This is a genomic window from Nocardia sp. NPDC102475, from assembly GCF_055584605.1.
This window is the reverse complement of the sequence record NZ_JBVJLS010000022.1, coordinates 112,108-131,578: the sequence shown is the minus strand read 5'-3', so window position 1 is coordinate 131,578 and position 19,471 is coordinate 112,108. Positions and strand designations below refer to the sequence as shown.

10 protein-coding genes and 1 pseudogene are annotated in these 19,471 nt (G+C 67.1%); 3 read left to right on the top strand and 8 right to left on the bottom strand.

The genetic code is table 11. The features are described from left to right. Window positions 1–89 precede the first annotated feature (89 nt). From ACZ60G_RS33090 to cobC, 7 genes are all read right to left on the bottom strand, one after another. Window positions 90–7,316, bottom strand: a complete 7,227-nt coding sequence (locus ACZ60G_RS33090; RefSeq protein WP_465815189.1) for an amino acid adenylation domain-containing protein — start codon at window positions 7,314–7,316, stop codon at window positions 90–92. Between the two features lie 177 nt (window positions 7,317–7,493). Further along, on the bottom strand, window positions 7,494–9,968 hold the full coding sequence (locus tag ACZ60G_RS33085) for an FAD-dependent monooxygenase (protein WP_465815188.1): 2,475 nt from the start codon (window positions 9,966–9,968) through the stop codon (window positions 7,494–7,496). Window positions 9,969–10,283: 315 nt separating this feature from the next. Continuing rightward, window positions 10,284–11,567, bottom strand: coding sequence for a bifunctional RNase H/acid phosphatase (locus ACZ60G_RS33080; protein ID WP_465815187.1), 1,284 nt, complete (start codon window positions 11,565–11,567; stop codon window positions 10,284–10,286). A gap of 82 nt (window positions 11,568–11,649) precedes the next feature. Further along, the gene (locus tag ACZ60G_RS33075) at window positions 11,650–12,387 is read right to left on the bottom strand and encodes a zinc ribbon domain-containing protein (RefSeq protein WP_465815223.1); all 738 of its coding nucleotides are present in this window, start codon (window positions 12,385–12,387) and stop codon (window positions 11,650–11,652) included. Window positions 12,388–12,568: 181 nt separating this feature from the next. After that, window positions 12,569–13,213, bottom strand: a complete 645-nt coding sequence (locus tag ACZ60G_RS33070) for a hypothetical protein (protein ID WP_387294769.1) — start codon at window positions 13,211–13,213, stop codon at window positions 12,569–12,571. A gap of 104 nt (window positions 13,214–13,317) precedes the next feature. Beyond that, on the bottom strand, window positions 13,318–14,439 hold the full coding sequence (locus ACZ60G_RS33065) for a Nif3-like dinuclear metal center hexameric protein (RefSeq protein ID WP_465815186.1): 1,122 nt from the start codon (window positions 14,437–14,439) through the stop codon (window positions 13,318–13,320). Window positions 14,440–14,482: 43 nt separating this feature from the next. Further along, a complete protein-coding gene (gene cobC / locus ACZ60G_RS33060; protein WP_465815185.1) occupies window positions 14,483–15,520 on the bottom strand; it encodes an Rv2231c family pyridoxal phosphate-dependent protein CobC in 1,038 nt (345 codons plus the stop codon). Between the two features lie 44 nt (window positions 15,521–15,564). On the opposite strand from cobC, the pseudogene ACZ60G_RS33055 reads away from it, so the two are divergent. Both ACZ60G_RS33055 and ACZ60G_RS33050 read left to right on the top strand, forming a co-directional pair. Continuing rightward, window positions 15,565–16,026: pseudogene (locus tag ACZ60G_RS33055) on the top strand (low molecular weight protein-tyrosine-phosphatase); the annotation flags it as partial. Between the two features lie 188 nt (window positions 16,027–16,214). Further along, entirely contained in the window at window positions 16,215–17,075 is an 861-nt protein-coding gene (locus tag ACZ60G_RS33050; protein WP_465815184.1) for an SURF1 family cytochrome oxidase biogenesis protein, read from the top strand. Window positions 17,076–17,268: 193 nt separating this feature from the next. On the opposite strand, the gene ACZ60G_RS33045 is transcribed toward ACZ60G_RS33050, so the two are convergent. Beyond that, window positions 17,269–18,186, bottom strand: a complete 918-nt coding sequence (locus tag ACZ60G_RS33045) for a cobalamin biosynthesis protein (RefSeq protein WP_465815183.1) — start codon at window positions 18,184–18,186, stop codon at window positions 17,269–17,271. Between the two features lie 306 nt (window positions 18,187–18,492). Here ACZ60G_RS33045 and sigJ point away from each other — a divergent pair, with 306 nt between their 5' ends. Further along, window positions 18,493–19,440, top strand: a complete 948-nt coding sequence (gene sigJ, locus ACZ60G_RS33040) for an RNA polymerase sigma factor SigJ (protein WP_465815182.1) — start codon at window positions 18,493–18,495, stop codon at window positions 19,438–19,440. Window positions 19,441–19,471 lie beyond the last annotated feature (31 nt).

Below are 19,471 nucleotides of genomic sequence, written 5' to 3'. Positions count from 1 at the left end.
CTAGTTCACACTTCGTGAAGAACTACCTGTTTGCCGCACCATAGCGCCTCGGCCCAACCGCTACCGGCATAGCGGTTGGGCCACACCGCTCAGGCGTCGAGCATTTCGGCGCCGAGCTCCCGGTCCGGATCCGGATCGGCCGCCGCGAGCGCCGAGTCCAACTGCACCGCGACCTCGCGGACGTGCGGTTCGGTCATCATGTGCAGATGGTCGCCGGGCACCGGGACCAGCGTGAAGCGCCGGGCCGCGTACTGCTGCCACCCGTTGTTCGCGCTGTCGAACATGCTGCCGACGGCCTGGTGCGCGAGATCCACACCCGGTGGCAGGCCCTCCTCGGCGCGCAGCAGGGTGATATCGCGGTCGTAGGGTTCGAGTTGGTACTCCAATAACGCCGTGTAGTTGGCGTAGAACACCTCGTAGAGCCGCCGGATCGCCTGCGGTGAACTGTCGGCGGGCAGAATTCCCGACCGGATCGCCTCGGCGAGCATCGCATCGAAGAGCTCCTCGGATCCGTGTACGCCGGGTTCGAAATCGACGAGCGCGGCCTGATTTCCGCGGGCGTACCACAGCAATTCGAGGAAGAACCAGCGAATGAGCTGTTCCTCGGCGATGGGTTCGCGGGCCTGCTGACGCAATGCCATGGTGTCCAGCAGCGTCACACTGGCCACCTCCCACTCGGGCAGTTGCCGCGCCATCTCGAGCGCGACATTCCCACCGAAGGACCAGCCGGCCAGGTGGTAGGGGCCCTCCGGATGCACACGACGCACCGCCGCCAGATAGGACTCGGCCATCCCGGCGATCGTCTTCTCCGGCGCACTACCCGCATCCGCGCCCGCGGCCTGCAGGCCGTAGATCGCGCGATCCGGATCGAGATAGCGGGCAAGGGTCAAGTAGCACAGCACATTTCCACCGATCGGATGCACCAGGAACAGCGGCGGCTTGTGCCCGCCGACGGTGATCGGCACCAGCGGGTCGAAGGTGCGCCGGGTATTCCCGGACCGGATCAGCGCCGCGAGTTGGGCGGCCGTCGGCGCGCCGATGAACAAATCCAGCGGTATTTCGGCGCCGAAGCGCCGGGACAACCCCATCACCACGCGCATGGCGCCGATGGAGGTGCCGCCCGCGGCGAAGAAATCGTCGTCGAGGCCGATGGAACGTAGACCCGCGTATTCGGCAAGCAGCTCGACTGCGGAGTGCTCGTAATCGTCGGCCGGTTCCCGTTGTGCGGTAACCGATTCCGGTGCGGATTCGACGATCGAACGCAATGCGCCGTCATCGCGTTTGCCGCTGGGGGTGCGGGGCAGTTCGTCGAGGAAGACGAAGCGCGACGGCACCATATGCGCGGGCAGTACGCCGCGTAGATCGTGGCGCAACGCGGCCAGATCGGTGTGCTCGGCGTCACCGGCCAGGAAGGCGATCAGCGCACCGTCGATGCCGCCGAATCCCCGAGCCACCACGGCCGCCTCGGTGATGGTCGGATACTTCTCGACCAGTCCGAGGATGCACAGCTCCACCTCGGCGGGCTCCACCCGGAAACCGCGGATCTTCACCTGACTGTCACTGCGGCCGAGGCAGACCAGATCGCCGGAGGCCAGTCGCACGCCGAGATCGCCCGTGCGATAGAGGATTCCACCGCCGTGGGTGGCCACGAACCGCTGCGCGGTCAGTGCGGCCCGGCCCTGGTAACCGCGGGCGAGGGAACGTCCGCCGAGGTAGATCTCACCGATCACACCGTCGGTGACCGGACGCAGTGCACTGTCGAGCAATTCGACGGTATCGCCGTCGACCGGGCGTCCGATCGGCGGCAGCGCCGGGTAGTCGTCGGGTGCGCCCGCAAGGGGGAATACCGTCGCGACGTGGGATTCCGTTGGGCCGTACTGGTTTTCCAGCAATAGCCCCGGCACCACTTTGCACAGCGCGCGGATCTCGTCGGTAATGCGCAATTGCTCACCGGAGGACGCGAGCACTTTGAGGTCGACCGGGAACTTGCGCCGGGCCACAACGGCCTCCGCGAAGGCCTGCAGTGCGACATAGGGCAGGAACAGTCGCTCGATGCCCTCGGCGACAACGGTATTCAGCAATTCTTCGACATTGGAGCGCAAATCCGCCGAACTCACCCGCAGCGTGGAACCTGCGGCCAGGGTCGTGAAGATCTCCTGGAACGACACGTCGAAGCTCAACGGCGCCAACTGCAACGTGCTTGCCAGATTCATGCCCGATGGGCTGCGGTTCTGCCAGTCCACCAGCGTGCTCAGGCCACGGTGCGGCATGGCGACGCCCTTGGGCTCGCCGGTGGAGCCGGAGGTGAACAGCACGTAGGCGAGTGCGTCGGGCGAAATATAGTCGGGGACAGCGAAATCTGCGTCACTGTCAGCCGTCGGATCGAACACCTCCGCCGTGTCCAGCACCAGTCGAACATTGTCGATGATCTCGGCATAGGCGGCGTCGGCGATCACCCGGTGCGGCCGGGCGCGGTCGATCATGAGATTCAGCCGGGCCCGCGGGTAGCTGACATCGAGCGGCACGCAGGCCGCGCCCATTCGCGTGAGTGCCAGCACCAGCAGCACCAATTCCGGGCGACGACTCATCAGGATGCCGATCCGGTCGCCGGGTCCGACCCCCAAACCGTGCAGCCACCGGGCGAGTCGTTCGCTGCGCTCGATCAGTTCGTCATAGGTGAGGCTGGATTCGTCGCCCTGAACGGCGATGGTGTGCGGATTGAGCGCGGCCGCGTCGGCGACAAGTGTGCCGACATCGCGCGCGGTCGCCGGACCGGTGCCGCGATCGATAGCCGCATCCGGATCCGCGACGATCGCCGCCAGCATGCGCAGCTGAGTCACCGCGACGGTCTCGCATTGGTCCTTGGTCAGCGTGTGATCACCGTTGACCCGCACCCACATTCGGCCGTCGCGCGGATCATGGGCCACCGTCACCAGTAGCTGGAAATTGGTGTCCTCGCGAACGTCGAAGTCGCGCAGGGTGACTCGGTCGGTACCGAGGATCGGTGCGAAGACGTGGTAGTTGATGAAGTTGAATGCCGTCTCGAACGCGGGCCCGCCATCGGCCAGGATCGACCGCAGTGGATAGCGTCGGTGCGGGTAGGCGTCGCGATCCCGGCGCGCTATCTGCTCTACGGCCGCCCGCCAGGTGGTGGCGGTATCGTCCAGCCGCATCGGCAGCGTGTTCAGGAACAGGCCCGCGACACTCTCCGCGCCCGCGCGATCCGGTCGGCCGTGGCTGACCACGCCGGTGGTGATATCGGCGCGGCCGGTCACCGTGCGCAAGGTCAGGCAGTGCGCCGCCAGGTAGACCGCCTTCTCGGGCACCTGATGCCGGGCCGCGAATGCGGTGACCCGCTCGGCGAGCCGACGCGGCACCAGGGCGGCGGCCTGCGGGTCCTGCGCACCCGCACCCTCGTGGACACCGAGAGCGGTCAGCGCGGTCGGCTCGGCTCCGGCCAGCGCCTCGCGCCAGAACTCGCGGGCCGAATCATCGTGCACCGCGGCAATTTCGGACTGGGCGTACTCGGCCAGGACAGTGGCCGCATGCGCCGTGTCATCGATACCGGTTTCGATCAGTCCCAGCTTGTTCAGGTAGTCGACCAGCAGCTCGAGCACCGAGGTCGCGACACTCCATCCGTCGAGGATGGCGTGGTGGAAGCTGAGCACCAGATCGACCGTCTGGAGGGTGCCCTCGGACGGCTGCAGGAATACCCGGACGGCATGTAGCGGGGCGCGTGCGAGGTCGTACCGGGCGTGCCTGCGTTCCCGCGTGTAGTCCTCGACATCCTGATCGGCCAGCACCGGATCGAGATCGGAGACATCCACGATGTCCATCTCGTACTCGATCGCGGTGTGCACGACCTGCAGCGGGACCGAATACCTGCTCAGCTCGAACGAGGAGCGAAGTGCGGGCTGACGGCTGACCAGCCGGTCGAATGCGGCGCGGAATTGCGCGGCGTCCCAGGGCATTTCGAACCGATAGCGGAATACGTCCTTGTAGGTCACCGAATCCGTGCGCTCGATACTGTGGAAGAGCATGCCGAGCTGCAGCGCGGTGGCCGGGAAGGCGTCCTCGGCCTGATGCAGTGCGGCGCGGTCGATCAGCGGCACGGTCGCCAATGGATCGGCGATGCGAATCCGGTTGCCGTCCGGGCCATCCGAGACGATCCGAGCCAATTCGGCAATGGTCGGATGCTCATAGAAGGCATCCACATCGAAGAACAGTCCGGCGCGTTCGGCTGAAGTCCGTACCGATAGCGCGAGTATGGAGTCGCCGCCGTGGGTAAAGAAGTTGTCGTGTACACCAATGGAGTCGATACCGAGCACGGTCCGCCAGACCTGTGCCAGCTCGGCCTCGACCGGTGTCCGCGGTTCGATCGGCACGCCGACGAAGTCCGCATGCTCCGAAACCGCCGCCGCCCGTGCGAGCGCCTTGCGATCGGTCTTGCCGTTGGGCGTCAACGGAATCCGGTCGACGCGCAGCAGCCGGGTCGGAATCATGTAGCGGGGCAGGCGAAGCGCGATCTGGTCGGCGATCTCGTCACCGGTGACGGCATCGCCGACGAAATGTCCGACCAGATGCAGCCCGTGCGTTTCGGACTGCTCGTCGACGACGACCGCGGCGCGCACACCCGCACAGCCCAGGATGGCGTTCTGCACCTCGCCGAGGGTGATCCGGTTACCGCGGATCTTGACCTGATCGTCGAATCGGCCCAGGTACTCCAGGGTGCCGTCGGCCAGCCAACGCGCCAGGTCACCGGTGCGGTAGCGGCGACGGCCGGGCACGGTCAGATCGTCGACGAATGCGGCCGCGGTCAGGTCGGGGCGGCCGCGGTAGCCGCGCGCGAGGCCGACTCCGGCGATATTCAGTTCACCGGGAACGCCGATGGGCATACGGCGACCGGATTCGTCGAGCACCAGCAGGTCGATATTGTCGATCGGACGGCCGATCGGCACCAGATCCAGCGAATCACCGTGCGGGCAATCGAAATACGAGACGTCTACGGTGGCCTCGGTGGGACCGTAAAGGTTCACCAATTGCGGTGGCCGCTGAGCGACCGCGGCGAAGGCGGCGTGGAAGCGGCGGACCAGTGCGGGCGGCAGCGCCTCCCCGCTGCAGAACACCCGGCGCAAGCTCGCGATGCGCGGCACGATCGTGCGATCGGCCTCCAGTTCGTCGACGAAGGCCGCCAGCATGGACGGCACGAAGTGCACGACCGTCACCGCATTCGCCTCGATGGCCTCGGCAATGCGGCGCGGATCGCGCTCGCCGCCGACCTCGAGCAGCGCGACCTTGGCGCCGGTGATGGCCCACCAGAACAACTCCCACACCGAAACGTCGAAGGTGACGGGCGTCTTCTGCAAGATCACGTCATCGGCGAGCAGCGGGTAGCGGCGCTGCATCCAGGTCAGCCGGTTGACCACCGAGCGGTGCTCGACCATCACACCCTTGGGCACACCGGTGGAGCCCGAGGTGTAGATGAGATAGCTCAAATCGTGTGGATGCGAGACGTTTTCGACCGTGCCGTGCACAGTATCGGCCACCGTGACAGGGGTGATGCCGAGGTCTCGGTAGACCCGCGCATGCTCGCTTCCAGCGACCACGAACCGTGCTTCGCAGTCCGCGAGAACCGTTTCGATACGCGCCGCAGGGTAGTCCGGATCGAGCGGCACGTAAGCGCATCCGGCACGCAGGATGCCGAGCACCGCGATGAGCATGTCGGTCGAACGGGGCAGCACCACCGGAATGCACTCGTTGCCGGTGGCACCGAGCTCATGCAGCCGGGCTGCGAAACCATCGACCAGACCGGACAATCGGGTGTAGGTCAGTTCGCGGGAGTCGGCGGATACGACCGCCACCCGGTCCGGATGGCCGGCGGCCTTTTCGGTGAAAAGCCGATCAATGGTGGTGTAGGGGAATTCGATACGCGGACCAGCCTCGAACGCCGCGACTTCGGCGCTCGCCTGCGCCGAAAGCAGCGGCAGCGCACCCACCGGGGTCTCCGGATCGTCCAGCGACGCGGTAACCATTTCGCCGACGCTGCGCAGCGCCGATTCGATCGGGAAGCTCGCGTCGAAAATGTCCTTGTCGTAAAACAGCTGGAGGCTGAACGAGCCGTCCCGGCCATTTTCGGCAGTGACGATGGTGAGCGCGTTGGTCACCGAACCCGGATTGTGCACCGTCCATTTCGAGATCAGCTCGTGGACGTAATCGGCATCCGGCAGCTTCGTATGGGAGAAGGCGACGTCGTACAGCGGCGGAGCGGCCGGATCCGGATTCAGCGCGCGGGTCAGCTCGCCGTACGGGAAGCGCTGATGCTTCTTGAGCTTCCGAATCTGCTGGGTCACCTGCTCGGCGATCCGCAAGAGCGGCGCGTCGCGATGGACGCGCACCGGCAGCGGAACGACATTGGCGCGGTGGCCCTGCGTGCGATAGGTCTCCGCCGAGTGCCGGTTCAGCATCGGGACGCCGATCACCACCTGATCGGTCCGGTGGATCGTCGCGAGATACGTTGCCACCGCGGCGGTCAGATAGGCGAAGACGGTGACACCGGTGGCGCGGACGCGGTCGAGGTACTGCCCCGAGATCATCGTGTTGTAGTGTCCGCGGGCGATTCTCGGCGAGCTGGTCCGGTTGGGGAACAGAGCGGGTTCGACGCCGTCGAGTGCGGCGAGCAGACCGTCGCGGTCCGCCGTGTACTGCTCGGAGGTCCGGTACGCCTCGTCGTCCTCGATGATCCGCCGATAGGTGGCCACGGAACGGTCGGTGTGCTCGTTGGCGGGCTCGGGCACCGCAAGCTTTTCGAGCGGAACGTCTTTCATCTTGTAGCTGGTATCGAGCGTGGCGATGACCGGATTCATGCCGTAGCCGTCGGCCAGCGTGTGATGGAACGACATGAACAGGAAGAACCGGTCCGGCCGGTCCATCACCGCGGCAAGCCGCGCGGGCCGATCCGGCCGCTCCGGCGCGCCGACCTCGCGCCACAGCCACTCCTGGGCCGCGGCCTCGGGGTCCGGTGTTCCGGTCAAGTCGACCACCTCGACCGGCGGAATCTCATTCGAAATCCATTGGCGGAATTCGCCGTTCTCGAATGTGAAGCGCAGTCGCAATGCGTCATCGCTCATCAGGGCGCGCTGCCAGCACGCCTGCAGCCGCTCGATATCCAGCGGCTCATCCATGCGCAGGCTATAGGTTTGTTGCGCAACGGGTTCCGGCGCCAGCCGGAATGCCAGGCCGAGTACGTCGCGCTGATATGCGCTCACCGGCCATGCTTCGATCGGTCTTTCGGGATTTGCGCTGGTTTCCGACGTCACAGTCACTCCTATCGCGACAGTCGCGGCACAGACCGTGCGCGAACTGTCCAGGACCCACCCCTGACGACGCCGAAACGCATAGCTGTTACCACTTGTATCCAGTTTTCAGATAGCGCGAATTACCGGCATCGACCTAGACGCCGGAATTCGCCCTTGTTTATGGGTGTGAGAACCCCGTCAGATCACCGACAACAGTGCGCGCACACTCTCATCGGCAAGACGTTCGGCACGCTCGCGCGACACCGCGGGCTCGACATAGCCGATGTTGAACGACAGCTGACCGTGCGTGGCATTGGCGGTGGCCATGATGAAGCCACTCACCGACATGCCCGAGACGAATTGCGCGCCCGAGAGCTGCCACGCGCCGATCTTGTCCGGGAATGCGTAGCGCCCCAGATATGTCATACACAGGTGACCTGGACCCCGGGTGTCCATCAGCTTGACCGTGGATGCACTGGCGGCCACCGATTTCGGTGCGGCGACCTTCAGCAGGCTCAATGCCGCGAGATGGTCGCGACGGTCCATTCTTGCGCCGTACTCGCGCTCGATCTCGCCGGCGATCTGCCACAGCGAGGACCACGGCGCGTACTTCGCCGGGGTCGCGATCATGCCCTGGTAGGTCCCGACCTCGGTATCGGCGACCGCGCCGTCGAGGTGGCCGCGGAAGTTCACCGAACTGCCTACGGTGTACCAGGATTCGGTGTAGGTGCCCGACTCGCGGGCCGCCGCGATGAGCAGCGCCGCCGACAGCGCGGCCTGCAGGCCGACGCCTTTGCGCTCACAGCCTGCGGTCAATGCGTCGAGTTGATCGGCATCCAGGCTGCGGTGCACGACCCTGCTGCGTCGCCGCGACGGCGGTGCGAGTTCGGTCGGTTCGAGTCGGTGCGGCCGCTTCAGCTGCGACTTCTGGTCGCGCAGCAGCGATCCCACGGTGCGGCCGAAGCCCTTGGCGCCCTGGAACTTCGCCGGGAACAGTTCCTCCGGACCCGGCCGGATCGGTGCGGGCTCGAGACCGACGCCATCGCCCGCGGCGACCTGCAGCACCTGCTTGGCCACCGACATCGCGCTCTCGCCGTCGGCGATCGCATAGTGCAGGGTGACGATCAGATCGCTGGTCTCACCGGTCGCATCCGTGATGAGCACGGCGCGCGCGAGCGGACCCGAGTGCCAGTCGAAGGGTTCGCGCAATTCGACCTCGTCGACCTCGGTCAACCAGGCATCCGGATCGGCGGATTCGACCACGCGCAGCGGAATCGGCGTGGGCACCGGCACGAAACGCGGTGCGGTGCCGTCGGGTTCGGCCGCCACGGCAACACCGAGCAGCGGATGTCGGTGCTGCGCTTCGTCGAGACCGGTTCGCACCTGCTCGGCGGTAATCGAGCCGTGCACCCGCACCCGGGCCAGAATATGCAGCGGCGCAAGCTGATCCGCGATCCAGTGCCAGCGCTCCACCGGGGACAGCTGGCGCGGCAGCCGCGCGGTCGGTCCCTCCAGCGGTGGGAACGACATCGGCTTGCCCAATTCGCGCAGGAAGAATTCGGTGGGTGCGTGCCGGAAGTAGGTGTCGCGCACCTTCACCAGCTTGGGGTCGGTCGTCTGCTCGATCTTGCCGAGCGACCAGGAGCCGTTGACGAACATGGCGGTGCGCTCGGCACGCACCTGCTCGTAACGGCGCAGGCCCGCAACAGGATCCAGCGAGGACTTCAGCGTGTGGGCGAGTACGACCGCGTCCTCGATGGCCGAGTTGGCGCCCTGGCCCAGGCTGGGCAGCATGGGATGTGCGGCATCACCGAGCAGGGTGACCCGGCCGCGGCCCCAGCCGTCCAGCGGCGGACGGTCCTGGCAGGGCACTGCGAGCACATCGGACCATTCGGTCTGATCGATGCAGGCGCGTACCTCCGGCGCCCAGTCGGCATAGAGCCGACGCAGATCTTCCTTGGTGCCCTGCCAATCAGCGGCCTCGTCACCCGGCATGGTCATGGTGCCCCACCAGTACACCCGGCCGTGACCGATGTCGTGGATGCCGAAACGCATTCCGGCGCCCCAATAGTGGGCGGAGTAGCCGCGCGGCACGGCGGGATGTTCGAACGGGATGCAGGCCAACCAGGCGACGAAATTGCCGGGGCGCGGTTCGGCACGGCCGTGCAATTGGGCGCGCACCACGGAATGGATGCCGTCGGCGCCGATCAGCAGATCACCCTCGGCGATGCGGCCGTCGGCGAATTCGACACGCACGTGCTCACCGTCGTCGATGAACCGAGTCGCTTGTGCGCCAACATGAGTCGGGGTGTCGCCGATCGCGCGCAGCAGGATCGCGTGCAGATCCTTGCGGTGCAGGGCGACGCTCGGTGCGCCGAGCCGGTCGTCCTGGCGGTGTACCGGAAGCACTCGGATGGGCGTGCCGTCCGGGTTGTTGAAGCGGAAGGTCTCGACCTTGCCACCGCGCTCGAACAGTTCCTCCTCGATGCCGAGGCCGATTGCCCGCAGCGCCTTGATCCCATTGGCCTGCACCGAAAGTCCGAATCCCTGGCCACGCAGCTCGGGAGCGGCCTCATAGAGTTCGACCGCGAAGCCCGCCTGTCGCAATGCGGCGGCGGTGGTGAGCCCTCCGATCCCCGCACCGAGCACGATAACCTTGATCGGACTACTCATTCGAACCTGCGCTTCCATCGAATCACTCGACCGCACAGGACTACTTCATCGTTCGAAGCGACCACCGAGCAACGCTGCTCGTCAGCTCTCATCCCCCCGAGCAGCACTGTTCGAAGACCTTCGTTATCCCCGACCAGACAGGCGGAGCGGGATGCCTGTGCCTGACCGACCGAAGCCTACCGCTATAACCGTGTCTGAAACGTTACCGTGTGAGATTCAACCCAAAGGGGTCGTTTCGACAGGCCGAATCCATTGCGATGCGCCATAATTCACGGTTCGCGAAAAGATTCGGGTTTGGTCCGATGCCCAACTTCCTCAGAGGTAGGACGTGTCGTTGACCAACCGAACCGACGAACCGCCGTCCGGATAGAACTCCGCGATCGATAGCGACGCCAGGTCCAAGTGCAAGCGATACAGCAGCGACGGACCGACGCCGAGCGCCAACTGCAGCAACGTCTTGATGGGGGTCACATGGCTGACCACCACGATGTTCTGGCCCGGATACAGGGCGAGCAGATCGCGCCGCGCCGCCTCGACTCGTTCGCGCACCTGATCGAAACTCTCGCCGTTCGGCGCGGGAGTCGAGGGATCGCCGAGCCAGCGGGCGTGTAGTTGCGGATCTCGTTGTGCCGCTTCCTGGAAGGTAAGACCCTCCCAGTCACCGAAGTCGGTTTCGGTGAGGCCGTCGAGTACGCGCACCGGGATATCGAGTGCGGTCGCGGCGGCTTCGGCGGTCTCACGTGCCCGGCCGAGCGGGGAGGTGACCACGGCGGCGATGCCACCCTTCGCGGCGAGCATTTTCGCGGCGCGAGCGGCCTGTTCACGGCCGAGGTCGGTGAGCGGTGGGTTGCCGCGGCCGGAGTAGCGGCGCTCTATCGAGAGGGCGGTTTGGCCGTGGCGCAGCAGGAGGAACCGGGTCGGGCGGCCCGTTGCGCCGGTCCACGCGGGTGCACTTTCGGCGGCGGTCGGCGTCTCGTGTTCGGCGGCATTCGATGCGTTCGACTGCGCATCCCGGGCCTCGTCGATCCAACTCGGCAGGTGCTCTTCGACGCCGCGCGCGGAGGCTTGGGGCTCGTCGGTCCAGCTGAGCAGCTGTTCTTCGGCCGCGCGCACCTCTTCGGCCAGGGTGGCGGCCGATGCGCCCGCATCGAGCAACTGCCGCTCGGCAGCGTGCACCTCGCCGATCAGCGTGGCATCATCCATCGCCTCGTTCGCCAGCCGGTCGGCATGGGAGTTCTCGGCACGTGGAATCCAGGTGAACGTCACGCTGTCGAAGCCGGCGACGAGCCTGCGTGCCCGGTCAGCCAGCGGAATCATGGACGCGTGCTTGACCTTCCAGCGGCCGGACATCTGCTCGACCACCAGCTTGGAATCCATCCGCACCGACACCACGCGCGCGCCCAACTCCGCCGCCGCCTCCAAACCCGCGATGAGCCCGCGGTATTCGGCGACATTATTGGTGGTGATGCCGAGGTATTCTCTGCGCTCGGCGAGAATTCGGATGTGATCGGCACCGAAGACGACCGCGCCGTAACCGGCCGGGCCCGGATTGCCCCGGGAACCGCCATCGGCCTCGACGATCACCTCGTGCTCGGTCATTGTTTCCCTCGTCCTCTTCGACAGCCGACCATCCGTCGCTGGGAGCGGACCGACGCGAGTACTGATACCCGCACCGGAAACCTCACAAACCCGACTCTTTGGTGCGCACCAGGATCGCACCGCATTCCGGACACCGCATGATCACATCCGGCGCGGCCTTGGCGATCCGCGCGATCTCACCGCGGTCCAGTTCGATCCGGCACGCGCCGCACCGGCGGGCCTGCAGCAGCGCGGCACCGACGCCGTGCTGGGTGCGCTGCCGGTCATAGATGCTCAGCAGTTCGTCCGGGAACAGCGCGACCAGATCCTTGCGGTCGGAATCGCAACGGCCCTGCGCCACATCGAGATCCGCCAGCGCCTCGTCGCGCAGGCGCTGCGCATCGGCCAGCTCCTGCTCGGTCTTGCTGAGCCGGGCACCCGCGTGATCATGATCGGATGCCGACGCCTCGCGGCGCTCCATCACCTCGAGCAATTCGTCCTCGAGCACCGAACGGCGTCGCTCCAAGCTGCCCAGCTCGTGCTGAATTTCCGACAGCTGTTTGGCGCCCACCGAACCGGCGGTCAGCATGCCGCGGTCGCGCTCCTCGCGTTTGCGCACCGCGTCGACCTCGCCCTCCAGCTTCCGGATATCGCGGTCGAGATCGTCGAGCATGATCTCGACCGCCACCGCCGCATCCTTGTGCGCATTCCGCTCACCCTCGAGCCGCGCCACCTCCTGCTGCTCGGGCAGCACGGTGCGCCGATGCGCGATCCGCGTCAGTTCGGCGTCGACGGCGGCGAGCTGGAGCAGCTTGGCCTGGACAGGTGGTTCGACATTCAACGCGGACAAACTCCTGGACGCTGTGGACGGATGGGGGCACGCGAGGTGGCGATGCCAGTCTTCAACCGTACCCCGGATGGTGGGTGATCCGGTCCGGGCCAGGTGTGTGGCGGGGAAATGCGTGGAACCGAGGCCGCGTAGCGACGCGATCAGCCGATCACGACGGTGTCAGCTCGAACAGTCAGCTGCCGGGGGCGCGGGTTTTGATGGCGTCGCGGGAGATGAAGACGTCGTAGGTGCCGGGGGTGGCGATTACGGCGTTGCCGTAGGCGGAGCGGACGAAGGGGTCGGTCCACCATTTGTGGTTGCGCATATCGTTGAAGAAGTCCTGGTCGTCGCCGTTGACGAAGATCTGGTTCTGGGTGGTCGCGACGCCGTCGAGACGTTGGCCGTAGAGGCGGGTGACCTTGTAGCCGGAGTGGAAGCCGAGGGCGTTCACCCAGGGCTTTAATTCGACGATATTGGCCTGCAGCACCCAAAGGTCACCCTCGACCTGATATTTCTCGTGCTTTTCGGGATGATGCTCGTCGCCGTAGAGGGTGAGGTCGACCTCGAGCCGGTGGTCTTGGCCCGCAACCTGATTCACCACCACGTGCGCGGCCTTGACCTCCCCGCTCAGTCCGAGGAATGTCTGCACGAGCGTGATCACCCACAGCAGCAGCACCGCGACGACCAGCAGCGCTAATCCGCCCGCGCCGCGCCCGAGCAAAACCCGCAATCCGACCTTGCGCACCATGACGAGCGCCGATATCAGCAACGCGACCGCGACCAGGATGATCAGCATCAGACCGATCTGCACGATCCCGAAGTCCACCGGGTAGTTCATGCGGTAGTTGTACCCCGAGCGGGCGCGTCAACTCACCTGAACCACATACCAAGTCCGGCAACACGCCCGAACACGCCGTCGCACTGGCTGGTTCGGGTATCGGATCACGGGGCGGCGATCGTCCAAGGGTCGGTGCGCAGGGTGGAGATGCGGGTTTCGAGGTCGGGCAGGGCGGTTCGGACTGCTGTCTGCGCCTGTGCGCACCAAGGGAATTCGGTGGCCCAGTGGGCGGCATCGATTACGGCCGGGCCGCCGCTGCGCAGATGTTCGTCGACCGGATGGTGGCGCAGGTCGGAGGTGACGTATGCGTCGGCACCGAGGCGGGCGACCGTCTTCAGATAGGAGTCACCCGCGCCGCCGCACACCGCGACGGTCTGGATCATGCGGTCCGGGTCACCGGCCGCACGAACGCCCCAGGTGGTGGCGGGCAATGCGGCGGCGACCCGAGAGGTGAACTCGCGCAAAGACTCCGGTTCGGGCAGGGTGCCGACGCGACCGATGCCGAGCCCGGATGGCAACGCCGCGCGCTCGGTGACGTGATAGGCGGGATCCTCGTAGGGATGGGCCGACCGCAGCGCCGCCAGCACGGCGGTGCGGGCCGAAGGCGGTGCGATCACTTCGAGGCGATCCTCGTCGACCTGCTGCAACTCCCCGATCGCGCCGATCGCCGGATTCGCCCCTGCCACCGGACGAAACTGCCCGACTCCCGGCACCCGCAAAGCGCAGTCCCGATAGGTTCCGCTGCCACCGGCACCGGCTGCGAACAGCGCCGCCAGCACCGCATCCGCATGCGAACGCGGCACCTGGACCACCCAATTGTCGACGGCAGCTCGCGGTTTCGAATCCAAAGGTCCGGTGACAGTGAGTCCGAGCGCATCGGCCAGCGCATCGGAAACTCCCGGATCAGCGGAGTCCGCATTGGTGTGCGCCGCGAACAACGCACACCCGGACCGGATGAGCCGATGCAGGAGTGCACCTTTGGGCGTATCGGCGGCGACGGTGTCGACCCCGCGCAACAGCAGTGGATGGTGCACCACCAAAGCCTGCGCCCGCCAGTCGATGGCCTCATTCACAACGGCGGCGGTGGCATCCACCGCGAACAGCACCCGAGTCACCTCATCACCCGGGTCACCGCACACCAACCCCACCGAATCCCACGACTCCGCCAGCTTCGGCGGATATGCCACGTCGAGCACCTCGATGAGATCCGCCAGCGTCGTCACCATCCGCCTACCTCCATATCCCGATTTCCGCCCGCACCAGCCGACATCAAACCCCTGCCGCGCGAATTCCGGCTACCAACCGATCGACCGCGGCGGGACCGCGGACCGCGACGCGCACATGATCCGCTCCGAGGCCCGGGAAGGTGTCTGCGCGGCGGACCGCAATTCCCTGGTCTGCCAGGTGCTTTCGCAGGAGCTCACCATCCGGCACGCGCAGCAGCAGGAATGGCCCGGCGGCGGGGGTGTGGACGTGTATGCCGACAGCGGTCAGTCGTTCGATCATCGAGTCACGTTCGGCGGCGATCGTGTGTGCGCGCTGTTGCGCCGCGGCGACCGCATCCGGCTCGGCGGTCGCGCTGATCGCTTCCAGTTGCAGTGTGCCGAGCGGCCAGTGCGCGCGGCCGTGATTCAGGCGGGCCAGCAGTTCGGGTGCGCCGAGGAAGTAGCCGCAGCGCAGACCCGCCAGGGCCCAGGTTTTGGTGAGGCTGCGCAGAACGAGGATGTCCGGTCCGGCCGTAGCGGCCAGTGACTGCGGTTCGCCGGGAATCGCATCGGCGAAGGCCTCGTCGACCACGATGATCCGTCCCGGTCGGCGCAGCGCACGGATGGTGTCGGCGGGGTGCAGGACCGAGGTGGGGTTGGTCGGGTTGCCGAGCACTACCAGGTCGGCCGCGGTAGGGACGAGCGCCGGGTCGAGGGCGTACGGCGGCTCGAGTACGACGCGGGTCACCGGGATATCGGCCTCGCGCAGCGCCAGTTCGGGCTCGGTGAACGAGGGGTGCAGCACGGCGGCCAGTCGCGGTGCGAGTCGGGGCAGGACCGCGAAACCCTCGGCCGCGCCCGCCAGCAGCATCACTTCGCCGGTGCTGCGTCCGTGGCGGGCCGCCACCGCGGCGCGTGCGGCCAGTTCGTCGGCCGCGCTCGGGTATCTGCCGAGGTCGCCCAGTCGCGCGGCCAGTCGGTTCCGCAACCAGTCCGGCGGCGCACTGCCCTGCACATTCACCGCGAAATCGAGCATGCCGGGGCGCGCATCGACGTCACCGTGATGACGCAATTTCGCGCGATCGACACTCTCCGCTGACACGAGAAAACACCCTACGTGGCGGTCCATCGGGACGACCGGCCAGAATGGCTGTCGTGGGTGAGTTGCACGTGTCGTTCGTCTGTACCGGCAACATTTGTCGTTCGCCGATGGCGGAGAAGATGTTCGCGGTACACCTGTACCGCGAGGGGCTCGCCGACCGCGTACGGGTCAGCAGCGCGGGCACCGACGGCTGGCATGCCGGAGCGGACGCCGACGCCCGCACCAATGCCACGCTGCGCCGCCACGGCTATCCGACCGGCCACATCGCCGCGAAATTCGGCAACCAGCACCGCGACGCCGACCTGCTGGTCGCCCTCGACTCCGGTCACGAACGCCGCCTCGCCACCCTCGGCATCCCATCGGATCGCCGCCGCCTACTCCGCAGCTTCGACCCCGCTGCCGACGCCCTCGACGTCCCCGACCCGTACTACGGCGACACCGCCGACTTCGACCTCGTCCACGATCAGATCGCGGCCGCCATCCCTGGGCTGTTGGATTGGGTTCGTGCCACCCTCGCCGCGCGCACCGGCGACACGGGCCAAGCCGCGGACCCGGGCGATGCCAGTCGCTCGGCCCACACTGACGCATCCCGAGACGTCGTCGCGTCCACGGACGGCTCCCTCGCTGTCGAAGAGCCCGGCCACAAATCGGACCAATCAGTCTCTTACGAGCCCGTCCCCGATGGACGCCTGTGATGCGCCGACTGACCTTCCTGCTGCGCCCGAGCTGGCTGATCCTGGCCGTACTCGTGGCGGCCTTCGCCTACCTCTGCTTCACCGTGCTCGCACCGTGGCAGCTCGGCAAGAACACCACCACCTCGCACCGCAACCAACTGATCGCCGATTCGGTGGACGCCGCCCCGATCGATATCGCCACCGTCCTGGACGACGAGAGCACCGATTCGCACGCCGAATGGCGACGTGTCACGGCGACCGGCAGCTATATGCCGAACTCGACCGCGCTGGTTCGCCTGCGCCATCTCGACGGCGCGCCCGGGTACTCGGTACTGGCCACTTTCAAACTCGACGACGGCCGCATCCTGCTCATCGATCGCGGACTGGTCGCGGCCGTGGACGGCTCCCGCCCACCGCAGATTCCGGACGCGCCCACCGGACCGCAGAAGATCGAGGCGCGAATCCGGATGTCCGAGGGCGTCACCCCCGGTAAGGACCCGATGGTCCAGGACGGCTACCGCCAGGTGTATTCGGTGGACACCACACAGGAGATGACCGTCCTGCAGGCGCCCCTCACCGTCATCGCCACCGGCGAACGCGGCGGCTACCTACAGCTCGGTGAAAACCAGCCCGGCGCCTTCACCCCCACCCCCCTCCCGCAACTCGACGCGGGCCCCTATCTCTCCTACGGCCTGCAATGGCTGGCCTTCGGCATCATGGCTCCCCTCGGCCTCGGCTACTTCATCTACGCCGAGATCCGCGAGCGCCGCAAGGGAAAGGCCATGGCCACCCCGGAACCAGCCCCGGCCGAAACCCCGACCCCCGCACCGGCATCCACCAACGAGCAGCGCCTGGCCGACCGCTACGGCGGTTCTCGCTGAGCGCTAGCGCTCACGGCTGAGACGAGGTCCCGCGAGCGGATCCTCGGAGGGCTGGACGAAGGACCTGTCCACCGCACGGTGAACATCGGCACGGATTCTGTTGACCAGCTCCACACCGAATCCGCGCGTGCAACTTCGCAGCCGATCAGGCGATTTCTGCCAAGCGACCAGAACACGCCGCCACGGAGCGGACTCAGCGACGCAGAATCGACCAGAGCGCGACGGTCAGGACCGCTCCGACCTGGATCGCCTCCGACATGCGTACAGCGCGACGAAGATCCGCTACCTGAGGTGCGGGGCCGTCGCCGAGGCTGGGACGCAGTTCGATGCCATGGCGGTATCGAGTCCGCCCGCCGAGGCGGACACCGAGCGCACCTGCCATCGCGGCCTCGACGACCCCGGCATTGGGGCTGGGGTGTTTGGACGCGTCTCGTCGCCACGCGTGCAGCACCTCGGCCGGGTGACCGCCCACAGCAGGGGCCAGGACGGCGGTGAGCATGCCGGTGACGCGCGCGGGCAACAGATTCGCCAGATCGTCGACACGAGCGGCGGCCCAGCCGAAGCGGAGATATCGCTCGTTGCGGTAGCCGATCATCGCGTCCAGCGTGTTGATCGCGCGATACCCGAGCAGCCCGGGCGTTCCGGCGATCGCACCCCACACCAGCGGCGCGACCGTCGCGTCCGAGGTGTTCTCGGCAATGGATTCCAATGCGGCACGGGCCAATCCGTCCGCATCGAGCACCTCCGGATCCCGCCCGCACAGCGACGGCAGCAGTGCTCGCGCACCCGCCACATCACCGGACTCGAGCCGGTCGGCCATCTCCCGTCCAGCGCACACGAGGCTGCGCCCGCCGAGCACCGTCCAGGTCGCCAGCGTGGTCGCGATTACCCCACCGCGCCGTAGCCCGAACCCGAACGCCGTTGTCGCACCTACCAACACCAGTTCGTGCACCACCCCCGCCGAACGCCGATCGGCATAGGTAACCCGCTCCAGCGCACTTCCCGCCGTACCGAATCCGGCCACCGGATGCCACCGGCGTGGATCACCGAATACCCGGTCGAGGGCGAACCCGAGCAACAGCCCGGCCGCCGTAGAAGTCCCCGTTCGCACCCGGCGAGGGTAGCCCGTCGCCACCTCCCACCCACGCCCACGCCCAGCGCACGTGTCCGCCCCGCGGGCGCTCGCATCCGCAACCGATGCGTACCGCTCGTATGGCCTTACGACCGATCCCCCTGTGCGTCCTCGGGGCCGAACGCCGAATTGTCCAGGTAGCGCTGCGCTGCCAGCCGATCGCTGCGCGACCCGCCAACTCGCCCGGAGAGCGGTGATGTCACACTCGCTAGCCCTGCGTCGTCATCAGGGTGACGACGCATAAGCTCGCCCCTGACGGGGCCGTACGACCGAACGGCGAGACCAGTGACTGCAGACCACTCCTGCGAACCCATCGACCAGGCCGAGTTGGCTCGGCGTTTCGAGGAGCACCGGCCATATCTGCGCAGGCTCGCCTACAGCACGCTTGGCAGTCTCACCGATGCCGACGACGTGGTGCAGGAGGCGTGGCTGCGACTGCAGCGCCAGTACGAGGCCGGGACCGCGGGCGAGATCGAGAATCTGCGGGCCTGGCTCTCCACGGTCACCGGACGGCTGGCCCTCGATCAACTCGGTTCGGCCCGCGCCCGGCGCGAGCAGTATGTCGGTGAATGGTTGCCGGAACCCGAGGTCACCACGTGGGACGATCCGGCCGACCGGATCACCCAGGACGAGCGCGTCACCACGGCGCTGCTGGTCGTGCTGGAATCCCTCTCGCCCGCCGAGCGCACCGCATTCGTGCTGCAGGATGTGTTCGGTATGAGCGGTCCCGAGGTCGCCGAGGTCGTCGGGCGCACGCCGGCAGCCGTGCGGCAGCTCGCCTCGCGTGCACGCAAGCACGTCGAGGACGGCACGCCCCGCTTCCCCGCCTCGCCCGTCGAGCAGGAGAAGGTCGTCTCGGCCTTCGCGGTCGCCTGGCGCTCGGGTGATCTGAGCGCGCTGCTCGGCGTGCTCGACGCCAATGTCAGCCTGACCGCCGACGGCGGCGGCAAGGTCCCCGCTATCCGCCAGCCCGTGCGCGGCGCCGAACTCATCGCGAAGATGCTGCTCGGCTGGTACCACGCACCGTCCGCGGCGGGCGCGTGGGGCCGCGCGGTCCTGGTCAACGGCGCGCCCGGTCTGGTCGTCTTCGACGGCACCCACACCGGCGTCTTCTCCTTCACCATCGACAACGGCCGCATCGTCGCGATCAATGTCGTCCGCAACCCGGACAAGCTGCACGACCTCCCCACCGAAGGCGCCCCCGACTGGTACCTCGGCCCGAACGCCGAATAACCCACGCGGCCCGCACATTGCGATGTGCGGG